This window comes from Nitrosomonadales bacterium (assembly GCA_016716325.1).
GTDB lineage: Bacteria > Pseudomonadota > Gammaproteobacteria > Burkholderiales > Gallionellaceae > Gallionella.
The window spans coordinates 194,792-212,442 of sequence record JADJWO010000001.1 but is presented as its reverse complement, the minus strand read 5'-3'; the positions used below and the strand labels follow the sequence as shown (position 1 = coordinate 212,442).

The window sequence follows — 17,651 nt, the reverse complement described above, 5'->3', positions numbered from 1 at the left end:
CCGAATTTTTTCGAAGTGATTTTTAGTTGGCAGTTTCAGTTAGCAGCATTTTTTTATTTACACAAGGAGAAGCAAAATGAAACAAAACCGAACGAGCAGACCACACAAGCTCGTCGCACTGCTGGCCGGTGCGGCGTTGCTTGGCCTGGTCTCACAGGGGGCGGCGGCGGCAACCGCTGCCGGAACCTCCGTCACCAACATCGCCAAGCTGTCCTACTCGGTCAACGGCAACGCGCAGAACGAGATCTGTTCTTCGCCCACCGGCAACAGCACCGGCAACGGCGGCACGAGCGGCACCACCTGTACGGATGGAGCGAACGGAGCGGGCAACACGGCCTTCGTGGTGGACAACAAGATCAACCTGTCCGTAGCCGAAGTCGGTGGTTCTGCAACCACCGTCCTGCCGGGTGCAACGGGTGCGATCACCACCTTCACCGTTACCAACAACGGTAACGCGGCGCAAGGCTATACACTGTCGGCTACCAATGCGACCGGTAACCCGACGGTGTTCACCGTTGCCGACAACATCCAGGCAAGCGCCTTCCAGGTGTTCGTCGACGATCCGGGTGCGGGCGGTACGGCAGGCGTCTACGATGCTGCTTTCGACACGGCGACCGATATCAGTTCGCTGGCGGCAGGCTCGTCCGCAACCGTGTTCGTGCTGGCGACCATCCCATCTGTGGCCAACAACGGCGACCAGGCTGTCGTGACGCTGACGGCGACCACTACGGTTGACGGCAACACCGCGTCGGCCGTTTCGGAAACCGCCACCGCAGACACCGCAGGCGTTGACATCGTGTTCGCCGACCCGGCCAATACGATCAGCGACCCGCTGGCAGCCAACACGGCACGCGACGCGATCGGCATCGCACAGGACGCCTACCGCGTGGGTTCCGCCATCATCACCGTGACCAAGACCGTCACCCCGGTCTGCGATCCGTTCAACGGCACCACCAACCCGAAGAACATCCCGGGCGCGTACGTGCAATATGCGATCACCATCAAGAACACCGGAACCGCTCCGGCGACCTTGAGCGCGGTGACCGACGGACTGAATGCCGCGACGGCATTCGATGCGGAACTGATCTCGGGCGCTGCGGGTACCGGTGCAGCCTGCGCTACCGTTGCTTCGGGCGGCACGTCGCTGTCGGCAAGCGGCTTCGGCGCAGTGACCGGCGCCGGCGCCGGCCCCGGTGTCACCGCCCCCGGCTCGGCAGCGCATGAAACGACGGCAGGTGCAGCGCACGCGGCAGGGGTCGTTTCCGTCAACTTCGGCACGCTGTCTGTGACGCCCACCACCTTTACGCCGATGCTGTCATCCGGCTCATTGGCGGCCGGCAACTACATCACCGTCTATTTCAACACGATCGTGCAATAAGCGACGGGATAGACAGTGCTTGATAGTTTGACGATCACCACCTTCCTGACCCGCACGGTTCGCCGTGCGGCAGGGAAGGTGTCCGGCTGGTTGGCCGCAAGGCCAGCCCGCCTTTTGCTGCGCACTTCCCGTGTGCAGCAAAAGGCGTTCGCGTCTGTCTTCTGTCTTCTGTCCTCTGTCGCATTCGCGGCGACCCCGCCGAACACGGCGATCAGCAACACCGCCGCCGCGGCCTACAGCATCGGCGCGAACAACTTCAACATTTCCAGCACGGCAGCGGTGAATACCTCCGCGTGTATCGATACCGGCATCAGGATCGAACTGCTGCAATACGTCCCGCCGGTCCGCGCCGCGCAGGCGCCGGCAGGAACCGTGACCGAGCCGGTACAACCTGCCGGCTACGCGCCCGGCGGACTGACTGCCGGGCCGTTCGTCGCGCTGGCCAACCCGATCCTGCCGGGTAATGCCGCCGCCACGCCGTTGCCAGCCAACCTGCTGCTTACCCCGATGAGAGATGCGGCAGGCAATCCGATTACTTCGTACGCGCACAACGAAGCGATCTTTATCCGCGTGGTGAGCTTTGACGCAAACCTCAATCCCGGCGCCGCCGACCGGATCGTGGTGACGCTGACCACTTCCGGCGGCGACAGTGAAGTGCTGCAATTGACCGAGACCGGCGCATCCACAGGCACGTTCGTCGGATCGGTATCCTCGATATTCGCCGCAATCGGCAGCGCACCGACACCCAATGACGGCAATATCAGTATCACGTCGTTCAACGAAACCATCACCGGCGTCTACAACCATATCAATTGCGCCAATCCCGCCGCGACCATCGCCAGTTCCAGCAGCAGTCTGGTCGACCCGTACGGCATCGTGTTCGACTCCGGCACCGGCGCAGCGATCAACGGCGCGACGGTAACCTTGGTCGACGCCGTGACCAACCTGCAACCCGCAGTGTATTGCGACGACGGCGTCACCGTGATGCCGCAACCCATCATCAGCGGCACGCCGACGATCTGCGACGCCGTCGTGCCGGCAGGCGGCTTCCGCTTCCCGCTGGTCGCGGCGGGCAACTATAAACTGGTCGTCGCGCCCCCGGCCGGCCATGCCTTCCCGTCCGCCGTACTGCCCGCCAACCTGCCCGCGACGGTCGGCACGCCGGCCATCGCACCGGTCATCCTTGGCGTCCCAGGCCTGGTTCCGGGCGGTTCCTATGGCGGCGTGTTCACGCTGTGGGGTCCGGCGGTGAAGCTGGACATCCCGGTCGATCCGGGCAGCACCACCGTGACCATCCGCAAGACCGCCGACAAGGCCGTGGTCGGCACCGGAGAGTTCGTGCCGTACACCCTGACCGTCACCAACAACAGCGGTGTCGTGCCGGTGGCCGGCGGGCTGATCGCCGACCACCTGCCGCCCGGCTTCCGCTACCAGAAAGGCTCGGCGAAACTGAACGGCGTCGCGATGGCCGACCCGCTGGTCTCGGCCGACGCGCGCACGCTGACCTTCACGCTGAACCTCGCCCCCGCCGCGACCGCCAGCTTGCGCTATGTGCTGCAAGTGACGCCGGGCGCGCGCACCGGCATGGCGGAGAACACCGCCGTCGCAGCCGGCGGCATCACCTCCAACACCGCGCGCGCCAGCGTGACGGTGCGCGAGGACCTGTTCCGCAACAAGACCATCCTGATCGGACGCGTGATCGAAGGTTCGTGCGACGACCAGGCGGACAACGACGCCAAGGGACTGGCGAATGCGCGTGTGCTGCTGCAGAACGGCGCTTACGTGCTGACCGACAGCGACGGCCGCTGGCACATCGACAACCTGCGCGCCGGCACCCATGTGGTGCAACTCGACCTGGATTCCCTGCCGCGCGATTATGAGGTGGTGCGCTGCGAGCAGAACAGCCGTTTCGCCGGACGCATGTATTCGCAGTTCGTCAACCTGCGCGGCGGCAGCCTGTGGCGTGCCGATTTCCACGTGCAGAAGAAGGCCGTCATCGCCCCGCGCCTGGCGCAGACCCTGGACGCGAAACCGGACGGCGGCAAGTCAACGGTATCGCTGACACTGGTCGCCAGCACCGAAGTGACCGGCTATTCCGCCACCCTGCTCCTGCCCGACGCAGCCGGATATGTGCGCGGCAGCGCAAAACTGAACGGCGCGGCGATCGGCGATCCTGATGTCGCCGGAAGCGCACTGATCTTCCGCAGCCAGGCGCGCCCGGCCGCATGGCAGGACCAGTACCAGATCGAAGTGAACGGTGCGGCAGCAGGAGCCGAGATCAAGTCGATGGTGCGTTTCACCGCGCCGGAACGCGCCGCGAAGAACCTGCCCGCCGCCGCCGTCACGGTGGGCGACGCGCCATCCAGCAACGGGACCTTTGCCGAAGTGGCGGTGGAAGCAGCGGACAGCAAACCCGCCAAGTCCCCGCAGGACGACGACCCGACCCGCCTGGTGGAACGCCTGCCCTACGACGAGGCATGGTTGTCCCGCGCGCAACCCGGCAATGAATGGCTGCACCCGCTGGAAAGCTTCCACCCCGACCTGCCGGTGGTCAAGGTCGCGGTGAAGCACGATCCCAAGCACAAGCCGGCTCTGAACGTGAACGGCGAGGCGGTGAGCCCGCTGCTGTACGACGGCGCACAGGCGAACGCCGCGCAAACCGTGTCGCTCAGCACCTGGAACGCGGTACCGGTAAAGGAAGGCGACAACCGCTTCGAACTGGTCGTCAGCGACGCGCAAGGCAGGGAAGTCAGCCGCACCGTGCGCACCATCCATTACGCGCTGACGCTGGATCACGTCGAATTCGTGCCGCAACAATCGCGCCTGATCGCGGACGGCAAGACCCGCCCGGTGATCGCGGTGCGCTTCCTCGACAAGAACGGCGTGCCGGTACGCCGCGGCATCAGCGGCGAATTCCAGCTCAATGAACCGTACCGTTCCTGGGACCGCCGCGAACGCACCGAGCGCCAGCCACTGACCGGCGACCTGGGCGGCAAGGCGCGCTACGAAGTCAAGCGCGACGGCATGGCGATGATCGAACTGGAGCCGACCACGCAAACCGGCGAGGCCATCCTGAACTTCCAGTTCAACGACCGGCGCACCCAGGAAGTGCGCGCCTGGCTGGAACCCGGACATCGCGACTGGGTGCTGGTCGGTTTCGCCGAAGGCACGGCCGGGCACAAGACCCTGTCCGGCAACGTGCAGGCGCTCAAGGCTGCCGACACCGAAAAACAACTGTTCGACGGCAACAAGCTGGCGTTCTACGCCAAGGGCAGCATCCGCGGCGATTACCTGCTGACGCTGGCGTACGACACCGCGAAGGACACCGGCAACAAGCAGCTCAAGCAGACCGTCGACCCGACCCAGTATTACACGCTGTATGCCGACGCGACCCAGGCGGGCTTTGATGCCGCTTCCGCCGCGCGCCTGTACGTCAAGCTGGAACGCAAGCAGTTCTATGCGATGTTCGGCGATTACGATACCGGCCTGAGCGTCACCGAACTGTCCCGCTACAGCCGCACCCTGAACGGCGTGAAGAGCGAATACAAGGGCGAGAGCGCCGGCTACAACGCGTTCGCCAGCGTCACCTCGCAGGCCTACATCAAGGACGAGATCGCCGGCAACGGCACCTCCGGGGTGTACAGACTGTCGCGCACCAACCTGGTGACCAACTCCGACAAGATCCGCATCGAGACGCGCGACCGCTTCCAGTCGCACGTCATCGTCAGCACGCAGAACATGACGCGATATCTGGATTACGACATCGACTACGCGCTCGGCACGCTGACCTTCCGCGAGCCCGTCGCAACGCGCGACGCCAACCTCAACCCGACCTACATCGTCGCCGAATACGAATCCGCCGATCCTGCCGACAAGAAGGCCACCTTCGGCGGCCGCGGCAGCTTCAAGCCGAGCAAGGAAGCGGAGGTCGGCGCGACGCTGGTGCACGAAGGCACCGTGGGCGCGACCGGCAACCTGAAGGGCGTCGATGCCAGTTACCAGATCGACGAAAAAACCAGGCTGCGCGCCGAGGCCGCCTCCACCGACGGCAACCGCGCCGGTGTCGCATCCAGCGGCAGCGCATGGCTGGGCGAGGTGCAGCACCATGAAGACAAGTGGGACGCCAAGGCCTATGTGCGCGAACAGGCCGGCAGCTTCGGCATGGGACAACAGGCGCCGTCCGAGATCTCCACGCGCAAGATGGGCATGGACGGGCGGCTGAAACTGTCCGACACCCTGCAACTGCAAGGCCAGGCGTACACGCAGGAGAACCTGGCCACCAAGGCCAGCAACAGTGTGCTGGAAGGCCGCGTGAACCAGCGCCTGAGCGACGACCTCGACGCGTACTACGGTGCGCGCACCGCACAGGACAAAAACGCCGCCGGCACGGCGCGGAGCAACCAGGTCATCGCCGGTGCGTCCTACACCATGCTGGACAGGAAGCTGGCGTTGCGCGGCGCGGCCGAGGTCAGTTCCGGCACCGCAGGCAGCTTCACGATGCCGAACCGCCTGCTGCTCGGCGCCGACTACAAGATGACCGCGCAGACCAGCCTGTTCGCCGAACAGGAATTCGCGCGCGGCGGCAACATCTCCGCCAACACCACCCGCGCCGGACTGCGCACCCAGCCGTGGAGCGGCGGCGAAGTATCGGCTTCGGTGGGCAGCAACACCAGCAAGGATGCCGAGCGGCTGTACACCAACCTCGGTCTGGTGCAGCGCTGGCAGATCAACGAACAATGGCAGACCGACTTCAGCATCGACCGCAGCCAGACCCTGCGCAACACCGCCGTGCCGCTGAACCCGAACACTCCGCTGCCGTCCGGCTCGATGACCGGCGACTACACCGCCGCCGCACTCGGCGCGGCCTACCACAACGGCGCATGGAGCGGCAACGGACGCCTCGAGATCCGCAACGCCGGCGCCGACCATCAGCGTAACCTGCAACTCGGCATGCAGCGCGACCTGGACAAGGGCCGCACGCTGGCAGCAGGGTTCACCATGCGCAACGCCGACGGCATGCTGGCCAATACGCGCAGCAGCGACCTGCGCTTCTCCTATGCGCACCGTCCGAACGACAGCGAATGGGTATGGTTCGACCGCGCCGATTACATCACCCAGTTCAGCCAGGGCGCGGCCTCCTCGATCAAGGGCAAGAAACTGGTGAACAACCTGAACGCCAACTGGATGCCGAACCGCCGCACCCAGGTCGCGCTGCAATATGGCGCAAAATACGTGCTGGACACCATCGACGGCACGGACTATGCCGGCTACACCGACCTGTTCGGCGCGGAAGCGCGCTACGACCTGACGCAGGACTGGGACATCGGCGTGTACGGCTCGGTGATGCGCTCGGTGAACGCCGGCGTGCGCGACTACGGCCTGGGCGCGTCGCTCGGCTACAAGGTGATGGACAACGCCTGGCTGGCGCTCGGCTACAACGTGCGCGGCCTGAACGACCGCGACTTCGCCGGCGCCGCCTACCGCGCGAGCGGCCTGTTCGTCACGCTGCGCATGAAGGTGGACCAGGATACATTCGGCTTGAACAAGGGCAGCGAGATCACGCGCCCGACGACTACAGAGTGATACGCCCATGAACATCGCACACAGGATACGCCGGTACGTTTTGCTCACAGGGGCTTCCGCCCTGCTCTGTGGCGCGCAGCTCGCGCACGCGGACAGCGTGGGCCAGGTACAAACCACCAAATATTTCGCGCCGGAGACGGTCGCGATGATCAAGCAGCGCGTACAGGACGTGGCGAACGGCGTGCCGGGCGCGACGCTGGGCTTCAAGCAGGGCGATACGGTCAGCTACATCATCCAGTTCACGCCGATCGCCAACAACTCCGACATCGGCGCGGGCGGCTACATCACCGACTACATCCCGGCGGGCGCGCAAGTCGCCGGCGCCTGGTTCGTGCAGCCGGACGGGATGGGCGGCTTCTACCAGACCTCGCCGCCCGCCCCCGCGCAGATGGCCAACGGCTTCGGCAACGGCGGCGCCGGTACCTACACCGCCACCTGGACCAGCGACCCTTACACCATCGCCACCTGTACCGCAGCGGGACGCACGCTGGCCAACTGCACCGGCAACCTGGCGCAGCTCTACGCGGACACGGGACTGTTCTATTCCACCGACCCACGCACGCAACTGTTCATCGATCCCAGCATAGACGGCCGCGCGCTGCAATGGTCGGCGCCCACCGGCAACGGCTATTACATCTGTCCTGCGCGCGGGGCGCAACTGGTTCCCCTGATGGGCGGCCTGGTGAGCACCTGTGCGGCCGGTGGAGTATCCACGCACAACCTGTGGGATGCCGGAATGACCAACGGCTTCGGCACCACGGCCGCCAGCATCACCGCGCTGAACGCGCTACTGCCCAGCGCCGGGGTTCCCGCCATCGACACCAACGGCTCGGGCGTACCACCGTTCAATGCCGGCTCCCCGGTCGCCGGCCCGGACAGCGGCTACCAGCTCGACTATACCGGCACCGTCGGCCCGTGGCAGCGCATCAGCTACCCCGGCTCGATGGTCGGTTCCAATGCCTTCGTCCCGACCACCAATCCGGCGACCGTCGCGGGAACCAACACGGTATTGGCGACACCGACGATGAGCGGCGCCACCTTCCCGCTGCCTCCCAATACCAACGCGGTGCGCTGGGCCGCGGGGCGGCTCGTGGTGGGCACGCAGAGCTACGTCAAGATCAGTCTGCTGATGACCTCGCCACCGCCCGCCAACGGCCTGGTGAACAACTCCGAAGTGTTCGGTGGCGACACCAGTCCGGAGAGCTCTTTTGGTATAGGCGGAGGTGCTTTAGGGGTCGGCAACCGCGACAGCGCCTGGGTGTACAACGTGCCCAGCGTCGCCAGCAACGTCTCGACCTTATATATATTGAAAGAGGTCGTCTGCGTGTACGACGCGACCGGGACCTGCATGCCGAACAACGGCGCCAACCTGCCCACGACCGGCACGCCGGGGCCGGGACCCAAGGTGCGCTACCGCATCTCCTATATCAACACCAACAACGGCACGCAGCACAACGTGACGATCTGCGACCAGTTGCCGAACACCTTGACACCGGTCAATTTCGCCACCGGCGTGACCGCCGTCAGCACCAATCCGAACATCGGTCCGCCCTCCAGTCCGGCCATCGCGGCATGCGGTTTCGGCGCGGGCGGCACCACATTCAACTACCCCACGATACCGGTGATCTCCGGTGGCGGCGCCGGTATCCTCGAATTCGATGTGCAATTCCCGCTGCTCACGGCAGGCTCGACCATCGTCAACACCGCGAAGGCCGTCAGCACAGAGATCCCGGCAGGCGTGACATCCTATACGCCGTCCAACGTCGTCACCTCGCTGGCCGCCAACCTGCTGATCAACAAGATCGTCTCCCCCTCCACCCCCAACAAGGGCGAAACGGTGACCTATACCGTGACCGTCTCGAACACCGGCAGCACGGCCGCCTCCCTGGCGACACTGGTCGACGTGCTGCCCGGCAGGGCAACCGCCGTGCTGGCAAGCCAGGCGCCGAGCCGCTTCAATTATCTGGCCACCAGCAACGTGTCGGTGAACGGGACGCCGCTGTCCGGCGTGGTCGCTACCATGACCCCGCCGGCGGCGCCCGCCACGACCAACAGCGAAACCGTCACCTGGACCTTCCCGTCCGGGACGACCATCCCGGCCGGCGGGCAGCTGGCGGTCACGTTCACCGCGACGGCCGGCGACGCCACCGCCAACAACCTGATGCTTTATAACACCGCCTACCGCAACACTGCGACCATCAACTGCGCCGTCGCCTGCGTGCTGACGCCGGTCGCCCCCAACACCGCGACCTCCAAGACGACCGGCCTCACCGCAACAGCGACGCTGACCCCGCCATCGCTGCAACTGGCCAAGACCATAGACTGCGTGTTCGACGCGCTCGGCGTCTGCACGCCGGGTTCATACGCTCCGCCCGCAGCCATCCCGACCAATGCCAAACTGCGCTACAAGATCGTCTATACCAACCCGCAGGCCTACGCGCAGACCATCACGCTGACCGATACGCTGCCCGCTTCGACCACGGCCGCAGGCAACCTGTATGTGGAGAGCGGGCCGGAGATCCGGCCCAGCGCTCCCGTGATGTCGGTGAACCCGGCTGCGGCGGGTGCGCCGCGCGACCCGGATGCGCTGCTGACGGCAACGGCGGGTGGCACGCTGGTGACCCTTGCACCGACTGTCCTGCCGGGCGGCAGTTCCGGAACCTTGTATCTGGACGTGCAGACCAACGCGGCGGCGGCGGCCGTAGTGACCAACACCGCCTCGATCAACAGTGCCGAGCGGGTTGCGGCGGCTGGTGCAGCCATCACCAGCGCGGTGAGTGCGACCGCGACGGCGGTGAGGGTCACCAAGACGGCAAGCAATACGGTGATCGATGCGGCCGGCAACGTGAACTACACCATCACCGTTGCCAACGACGGCGCCGCTGCCGTCACCTTTAACCGGGTGGAGGATATCCTGCCGCTGGTCGCCGCACCCGGAACGGTGACCTGCGGCGCGACAACGGCGGCCTGCCAGGCCCTCACCGTGGCGACGCTGAACGGCGCCCCCGTCGCAGCCCCGTTGCCTACCTATAGCGCGGCGGCCCGGCGTTATCGCTGGACCTTTGCCGCGCCGAACAACTCCATCCTTCCCGGCCAGACCTTCACGCTGACGTTCACCGCAACCTATACCGGCGTCGCACCGGGCACTTATCTGAACACCGGCCGCGCCAGGATAGGCGGCGTGACGACCTCGACCCCGGCAACCGCACCGGTCACGGTGCCGCCGAACACCATCAGCGTGAGCAAGGCGGTGGTCACCCCCAGTCCGGCCAACATCACGCCGAACAGCCCGGTGACCTACGCGATCACCGTGACCAACACCGGCGCCCAACCTGCGCCGGTCACCAGCGTGGTGGATTCATTGCCTGCCGCTGCGGTCGGCACGATAGGCTATACCTCGACCGCCTCGGTGCTGGTCAACGGCGTTGCGCAGACCGGCGTGGCCGGCGCGCCGGCTGCCGGCCAGTACCAGAATCCCGCCCCCGCCGCTCCGGTCGCCGGCGCGCAACAGGCCGTGACCTGGACCTTCCCCGCAGCCACGACCATCAACCCGGGGCAGACGATGGTCATCACCTTCGTCGCACAGTTCGGCGCCGTCCCCACCGGACAGATCTACTACAACGACGTGAAGGCCAACTATACCGGCGGTGCGACGGCCAGCGAGATCGCGAACGACCTCGCGCCGGTGAACGTACCCGCGATGTCCCGGATCACCAAGACCATCGACTGCGTCTACAACCCGACCTGCACACCCGGCAGCTATGTGGATGGCACGCCGATCCCGGTGAACGCCAAGCTGGGCTACAAGATCGTCTATGAGAACCTGTCCGCTTCGGCTGCCAGCGGCATCACCATCACCGACACTCTGCCGACTCAGGTGGGAGCGAACGCGGTCAGCAACCTGATCGTGAACGGCACGCCGGCGGGGGCACCCGCGCATCCGGCGGGCGGCGGGACAGTGACACTGTTGACCGGCGGCACGCTGGCGGCGGGCGCGAGCGGCACCATCACCTTCGACCTGCAGACCACCGCAACCGCAGGCGCTGGCGTGACCAACACCGCCACGATGACCACCACCCAGGATCCGCTGGGTGCGACCGGTTCCACGACGGCGGCGGCGGCGGGCGGCAACCTGTCGGTGAGCAAGGCCGTCACCAACGGCACTTCGTCCACCGTGGCGCAGGGCGGCACGGTGTCCTACACCCTTTCGGTGACCAACACCGGGTCGGCGGACGCCACGCTGACGAGCCTGGTGGATACCCTGCCGGGTGTGGCGAATGCGGCGGGCGCGACCTGGCGCTTCGCGTATGCCGCGACCGGCGCGATGACGCTGAACGGGGCGACGGTCACGCCGGCCTATACGCCGACGGTCACGCCACCCGCTGCGCCCGCCACGCTCAACAAGGAGACCGTGACCTGGACGTTCACCGGCGGCGTAGTGATCCCGGCCGGGCAGACCTTCAAGCTCACCTTCACCGCCACCGTGGGAACGCTGGTGCCCAAGGGCGCGGCCGATCCCGGCGCGACCTACTACAACGACGTGACCGCGAATTACACCGGCGGCGCGTTCCCCAGTTCGACGGCGAACGGGCAGGCGCCGGTGCTGGTACCGTTCAACACGCTGACCATGAGCAAAAGCATCGACTGCGTGTACGACGCCGCGCTGACGACCTGCCAGCCCTATGTCGTGAACACCCCGCTGCCGCCGAACGCGAAGCTGCGCTACAAACTTCTGTACGGCAACCTGTCCCAGGCGGCGCAGATCGTGACCCTTAACGACACACTGCCCGCCTCGACCACGGCGGCAGGCAACTTGTATGTCGGCAGCGGCCCGGACGTGCGGCCCAGCGTGCCGGCGCTGTCGCAAAACCCGGCAGCCGCAGGCGCGGCGCGCGGCGCGGATGCGGCGCTCACCGCCATCGCCGGCGGAACGGCAGTCGCGATGACGGCCGCCAGTCTGCCGGGAAGCAGCTCCGGCACCCTGTACATCGACGTGCAGACCAACGCGCCCTCGGGCGGCTCGGTGATCAACTGCGCGTCGATCAGCACCGTGGCGACCGATACCTGCGCGACACCCGGCGTGGTCAAAAGCACCGCGACCGCCAGCGTGCAGAACGTGGCGATACTGAACATCGGCAAAACCACCAGCACTGCCAACGTCGCGCCGGGCGGCACGGCGACCTACACCATCACCGTCACCAACACCGGCACGGCGGCCACCACCGCGCTCAAGGTGTACGACTTCCTGCCGTACAACGGCACGGCGGTGAACGGGGCCAAGCGCCTGAACTATTCGGCGACGACCGCCTACACGGTGAACGGCACGCCGACCGCGCTGACGCCCGCGATCACCACCTCGGTCGCGCCGACCGTGCCGCCCTACGCCAGCAACCTCAACCAGCAGCAGGTGCAGTGGGACTTCGGCGCCTACGCGCTGGCTGCCGGCTCGTCGCTGACCATCACCTTCAACGCCACGATCGGCGCCGATATGCCGAGCGTGAGTTATTACAACAGTGTGCGGCACGAATACACCAGCGCCGGCATCAATTTCAGCGGCAACGTGGACAACAACGCGCTGATCACGATCAACAGCGCACAGCCTTCGCTGACTTTCCTGAAAACGGTCGATGTCTATTCCGATCCGGTCAATGACACGACAAATCCGAAATTGATCCCCGGTGCGATCGCGACCTACACCCTGACCGTGACCAATTCCGGTACCGGCCCGGTGGACAACAACACGCTGGTGATCACCGATCCGATCCCCGCCGAAGCATCACTGTACGTGAACGACCTCGGCGCGCCCGACTCCGGGCCGGTGATCTTCACGCCGGGCAGCAGCGGACTGACCTTCGATCCGGCGCTGCATGTCGAATACTTCGGCGGCTCGCCGACCCCGGCGTGGGGCTACACCCCCAGTCCCCAACCGGACGGCTGCGACCCGCTGATCAGCGAAGTACGCTTCAAGCCGCAAGGCAGTTTCGCCGGCGATCCGACACCGCCCAGCCCGAGCTTCTCGCTGGAATTCCGCGTATGTGTGAAATGACGACCTATCGAGGTATCGACCATGAACCAAAATAATCCATCAGCCCGTCATTCCGGGCTTGACCCGGAATCCAGTAGAAACAACATCGGCGCGCTTTGCGCGCCACTGGATACCCGCCTTCGCGGGTATGACGTGAAACTCTATAGATGCCGGATCAATAACTGGATTCCGGCCTGCGCCGGAATGACGAAGTCTGTTGTTAATGGATTATCTGTGATGAATAAGTTCGCCCTCCCGCTGTTGTTCGCTGCCCTGCTCGGCACCCTTGCGCCGGCACAGGCCGCCGAAACCCCGTTGCCGGAACGCCTGCAACAGATCGTCGAATTGCAGCGCCGCGCCGACAAGCTGGCGTTCGGCGGGCTCGGCTCGGACCACTATCATCTCGCCAAGGCGCGCACCTGGCTGGATCTGGCGACCAGCGAATACCACCAGACGGACAACAGCGGGATAGTCGATGCCGCCATCGGGCAAGCGAAAGCCCTGCTCGATGCGCTGGAGAACCGGCGCGACAGCATCAGCATGGAGACACCCATGCAACTGCAAGGCAGCGAAGCGGTGCGCCAGGACCTGTGGGAAAAGATCACCGTGTTGAAAGGCGACGCGAAATTCACCTGCGGACAGCGCCAGCTCGCCGAGGCCGAAGTGCAACTGGTCTGGACCGGCCACGAGAAGGCCGAATCCGGCTGGAGCCATGCGCAATCCTACGCGCGCGGCGTCGAAAACCTGGTCTACGAGGCGCAGGTGGCGATCGCCAATTGCGGCGGCGAGGCAGGCCGCAAGGTCATCGAAAAATACGTGCTGTCCACCGACACGCTGTTCGCCTTCGACAGCGCGGAACTGATCCCCGGCGCGACGGCACGACTGGACCGGCTCGCCGACACCGTCAAGGGCTGGCACTCCGCAGAATCCGTCACGCTGGTCGGCCACACCGACCGCTATGGTCCGCCGGCCTACAACCAGAAACTGTCCGAGCAGCGCGCCGAGCGCATCCGGCAATACCTGATCGGCAAGGGCATCGCGCCTGAGCGGATCCGCTCAGGCGGCGCGGGCTCGACGCAACCGCTGGTGACCTGCCCCACCGCGTTGTCCAAACAGGAACAGGTCAGTTGCCTGCAACCGAACCGCCGCGTGGAGATCATCTTGCGCGGCAGCGGACAGTAACGCCGGTTCCGTCGCTGTCATGAAAAAGGACATCCTTGCGATGTCCTTTTTTGTTTGTGCCTGCGCCGCGACGGATTCAGTCCGGCGGCCAGTCCAGTTCCACCCACTGGCAATTGTCGAGCTTGTCCAGCATCACCCGTTCCGGATCGTCGGCAAACAAGGCCAGCGCCGCGACGATGGGATTCTCGTGCGACACGGCCAGCACCAACCCTTGCGGGTGGCGCGCGGCGGTTTCGTCGAGGAATCCGCGCACCCGTTCCATCTGCCCGAGGAACGATTCGCCGCGCGGCGGCCTGATGCGCAGGTAATCGGGGCGCACCAGGTCGTTGAACGCGTCCACGTGCAACCCGTCCATGCCGGAGATGCGCTCGTTCAGGCGCGCGTCGATGTGCAGCGGGACGGCGTGATGGCGCAACAGGATGGCAGCGGTCTGTTGTGCGCGCGGGAACTGCGAGGCATAGGCATGCGTGAACGGCCTATCGCGCAACCGGTCCGATGCGGCAGCAGCCTGTTCCCTGCCGCGTGCTGTCAGGTTGACGATGCGTTGCGGGTCGTCGTTGATCTCGTGCCTGACGTTGCCCTCGCTCTCGCCGTGGCGCACCAGGATGATCTTCATGTTCTCAAAGATTGCGGTTCTTCTTGATCAGGTCGTAGGCCAGCTGGATCTCCTTCGCCTGCTCGGTCGCCATCGCGATCATGTCTTCCGGCATGCCCTGCCCGATCAGCTTGTCGGGATGGTACTGGCTCATCAGCTTGCGCCAGGCGCGCTTGACCTCCGCATCGCTGCTGTCCTTGCCGATGCCCAGCGCCTTGTACGCATCGTCCAGCGCATCGGCCGTGGCGACCTGTCCGCCGGCAAAATGGGTCTGGCTCAGCACCATGTCCATCAGGCGCTTGAACGCTTCCGGGCCATACCCGAGCCGGCCCGCAATGCCGGTCAGCAGTTTCTCTTCCCCGGGATGGAAATGTCCGTCCGCCAGCGCCATCACGATGAGATACACCAGCAACATCTCGCGCAGATGATGCGTGTGTCCGCAGATGGAAACGAATCTGTCGAGCGTCTGCTCGATGTCGAACGCCGGGTCAGCACCCTGCTTGAACAGCGCGATGGCCTGCTGGCGATGTTCCGCCGTCATGCCCAGCTTCTGCATGAACTGCTCGACATGCTCGATCTCGTCCTGCGAAACGCGCCCGTCCGCCTTGGCCAGCTTGCCCATCGAGATGAACACCGTCTCGAGGAACACCGTCTGGCGCAGCGCATTCTGCAGCGGATTGACGGCCCCCCCGCCGAACTTGCGCGCGCGATCGATCATCGCCCCGACGAAAAAGCCGAGCAGCGCTCCCCAGAAACCGAGAAAGTAATAACCGATGGCGATACCGACGAGCTTGAACAAGGTGCGACTCCAGAAAAATGAAGGGTGGAAAACAGTGCGTTTGCGGACGCGATTATACCGGCGCCGCCGAATTGACGCGCCTGATGAATTCGCCTACATTTCCCGACTTCGAGCGCATATCGCATACCGGCCGGCAACTGGCCGGGACACCATAACAAGAGCGCCATGGCAAGCTCGTATCCGGGGAGGAAGCGATGGGCAACAGGACCGACCTGATCTCGCACGAGATCGCCGTCACGCTCGACGGCATGTTCCACGAACGCGTCCGGCGCACGCCCGCAGCAACGGCGTATCGCCATTTCGACGAGCATCGCTGCGAGTGGCGCGCATTCACCTGGCAGGAAATGGCGCACGAGATCGCGCGCTGGCAGGCCGCCATGTCCCATGAGAGCCTGCAGCCCGGCGACCGCGTCGCGGTCATGCTCAAGAACTCTCCGCAGTGGGTGATCTTCGACCAGGCCGCGCTCGGGCTGGGACTGGTCACGGTGCCGCTGTACATGTCCGACCGCCCCGAGAACGTCGCGCACATCCTGCGCGATTCCGGCGCGAAGTTGCTGCTGATCGACAGCGCGGCGCACTGGCACCCGTTGCATGAAGCCTGTCACGGCATCGAATCGCTCGAACGCATCGTCACGCTGCGCACGCCGCCGGAAGGCGATGCCGATCCGCGCATCCGCGGCATCGACGAATGGCTGCCGGACGCGCACGAGGGCTTCCGCCATACCCGAGAGGACGGCGACGCGCTCGCCACCATCGTCTATACCTCGGGCACCACCGGAAAATCCAAGGGGGTGATGCTCAGCCACCGCAATCTGCTCAGCAACGCGCACGGGGTGTTGCAGACCTTCGACGTCTATCCGGACGATGTCTTCCTGTCCTTCCTGCCACTGTCGCATGCGCTGGAGCGCATGGCCGGATACTTCGCACCGGTGATGGTCGGCGCCACCGTCGCCTACGCGCGCTCGGTGCAACAACTGCAGGAAGACCTCGCGATCATCCGTCCGACCATCCTGGTCACCGTGCCGCGCATCTTCGAGCGCATCCAGGCCGGCATCCACAGCAGACTGGAGAAAGGCCCCGCACGCACGCGCAAGCTGTTCGAACTCGCCATCGAGGTCGGCCACCACCGTTTCGAACACGCGCAGAAACGCGCGGCATGGCACCCGAAGCTGCTGCTGTGGCCGGTGCTCAAGAAAGCGGTGGCGGACAAGGTCACCGCACGGCTCGGCGGCCGCCTGCGCCTGGCTGTCTCGGGCGGCGCGGCGCTATCGCCGCACCACGCGCGCACCTTCATCGGGCTCGGCCTGCCCATCGCCCAGGGATATGGCCTGTCCGAGACCAGCCCGGTGATCAGCGTCAACCGCATGCATGACAATCTCCCCAGCAGCGTCGGCACCCCCCTGGCCAATCTGGAGATCCGCTTGGGCGAGCACGATGCCCTGGAAGTGCGCGGCCCCAGCGTGATGCTGGGCTACTGGAACAACGAGGAAGCCACCCGTGCGGTGCTGGGCGAGGACGGCTGGCTGAACACCGGCGATGTCGCGCATATCGACGAACACGGGCGCATCACCATCACCGGGCGCATCAAGGAGATCATCGTGCTGTCCAACGGCGAAAAGGTGCCGCCCGGCGACATGGAAGCCGCCATCCTGAACGACCCGCTGTTCGATCAAGTCATGCTGGTCGGCGAAGGCAAGGCTTACCTCGGCCTGCTGGCCGTGGTGAACCGTGAGCGCTGGATCACCGCGATGCGCGAACGCGACCACCCGGCAGACTGGCCCGCCAGCCTGCAATCCCCGCAAGCCAGGGCCTACGCGCTGCAACGCGTCACGCAACAGATCCAGTCCTTCCCCGGCTATGCGCGCATCCGCCGCATCACCCTGCTGGACGAACCCTGGAGCCTGGAGAACGGGCTGCTGACCCCGACGCTCAAGCTCAAGCGCGCCAAGGTGCTGGAACATTTCCGCAACGATCTCGACGCGATGTACGACAGATATTGACACGGGTATGCGGCCCACCTAGAGTTACGCCCACTTGCACGACCGCCATACGCACATCGCACCGCACGCACGGTGAGAGGCAACCGGCG

Annotated in this window: 7 protein-coding genes; 5 read left to right on the top strand and 2 right to left on the bottom strand. The window is 65.5% G+C overall.

Features of this window, described 5'->3' with window-relative positions; all coding sequences use genetic code 11:
- Positions 1-76 precede the first annotated feature (76 nt).
- The 4 genes from IPM27_00890 (at position 77) to IPM27_00875 (ending at position 14,168) form a co-directional block, all read left to right on the top strand.
- Complete coding sequence (locus tag IPM27_00890; GenBank protein MBK9160124.1) at positions 77-1,378, top strand: hypothetical protein; 1,302 nt, start codon at positions 77-79, stop codon at positions 1,376-1,378.
- 15 nt (positions 1,379-1,393) lie between these two features.
- A complete protein-coding gene (locus tag IPM27_00885; GenBank protein MBK9160123.1) occupies positions 1,394-6,961 on the top strand; it encodes a DUF11 domain-containing protein in 5,568 nt (1,855 codons plus the stop codon).
- 7 nt (positions 6,962-6,968) lie between these two features.
- Positions 6,969-13,007: a DUF11 domain-containing protein gene (locus IPM27_00880; protein ID MBK9160122.1), complete on the top strand. Its 6,039-nt coding sequence runs from the start codon at positions 6,969-6,971 to the stop codon at positions 13,005-13,007.
- Positions 13,008-13,223: 216 nt separating this feature from the next.
- Complete coding sequence (locus IPM27_00875) at positions 13,224-14,168, top strand: OmpA family protein (GenBank protein ID MBK9160121.1); 945 nt, start codon at positions 13,224-13,226, stop codon at positions 14,166-14,168.
- Between the two features lie 76 nt (positions 14,169-14,244).
- On the opposite strand, the gene IPM27_00870 is transcribed toward IPM27_00875, so the two are convergent.
- The gene (locus IPM27_00870; protein ID MBK9160120.1) at positions 14,245-14,784 is read right to left on the bottom strand and encodes a histidine phosphatase family protein; all 540 of its coding nucleotides are present in this window, start codon (positions 14,782-14,784) and stop codon (positions 14,245-14,247) included.
- Positions 14,785-14,788: 4 nt separating this feature from the next.
- A complete protein-coding gene (gene djlA, locus IPM27_00865; protein MBK9160119.1) occupies positions 14,789-15,562 on the bottom strand; it encodes a co-chaperone DjlA in 774 nt (257 codons plus the stop codon).
- A gap of 194 nt (positions 15,563-15,756) precedes the next feature.
- On the opposite strand from djlA, the gene IPM27_00860 reads away from it, so the two are divergent.
- Positions 15,757-17,562 carry a long-chain fatty acid--CoA ligase gene (locus tag IPM27_00860; protein MBK9160118.1) on the top strand — a complete coding sequence of 602 codons (1,806 nt, stop codon included), beginning with the start codon at positions 15,757-15,759 and terminating at the stop codon, positions 17,560-17,562.
- Positions 17,563-17,651 lie beyond the last annotated feature (89 nt).

What these genes read in the sequence shown, in the direction of transcription:
- IPM27_00890 (MBK9160124.1), top strand. Translation starts at nt 77, where the DNA reads ATGAAACAAAACCGAACGAGCAGACCACACAAGCTCGTCGCACTGCTG.
- IPM27_00880 (MBK9160122.1), top strand. Translation starts at nt 6,969, where the DNA reads ATGAACATCGCACACAGGATACGCCGGTACGTTTTGCTCACAGGGGCT.
- IPM27_00875 (MBK9160121.1), top strand. Translation starts at nt 13,224, where the DNA reads ATGAATAAGTTCGCCCTCCCGCTGTTGTTCGCTGCCCTGCTCGGCACC.
- IPM27_00870 (MBK9160120.1), bottom strand. Translation starts at nt 14,784, where the DNA reads ATGAAGATCATCCTGGTGCGCCACGGCGAGAGCGAGGGCAACGTCAGG.
- IPM27_00860 (MBK9160118.1), top strand. Translation starts at nt 15,757, where the DNA reads ATGGGCAACAGGACCGACCTGATCTCGCACGAGATCGCCGTCACGCTC.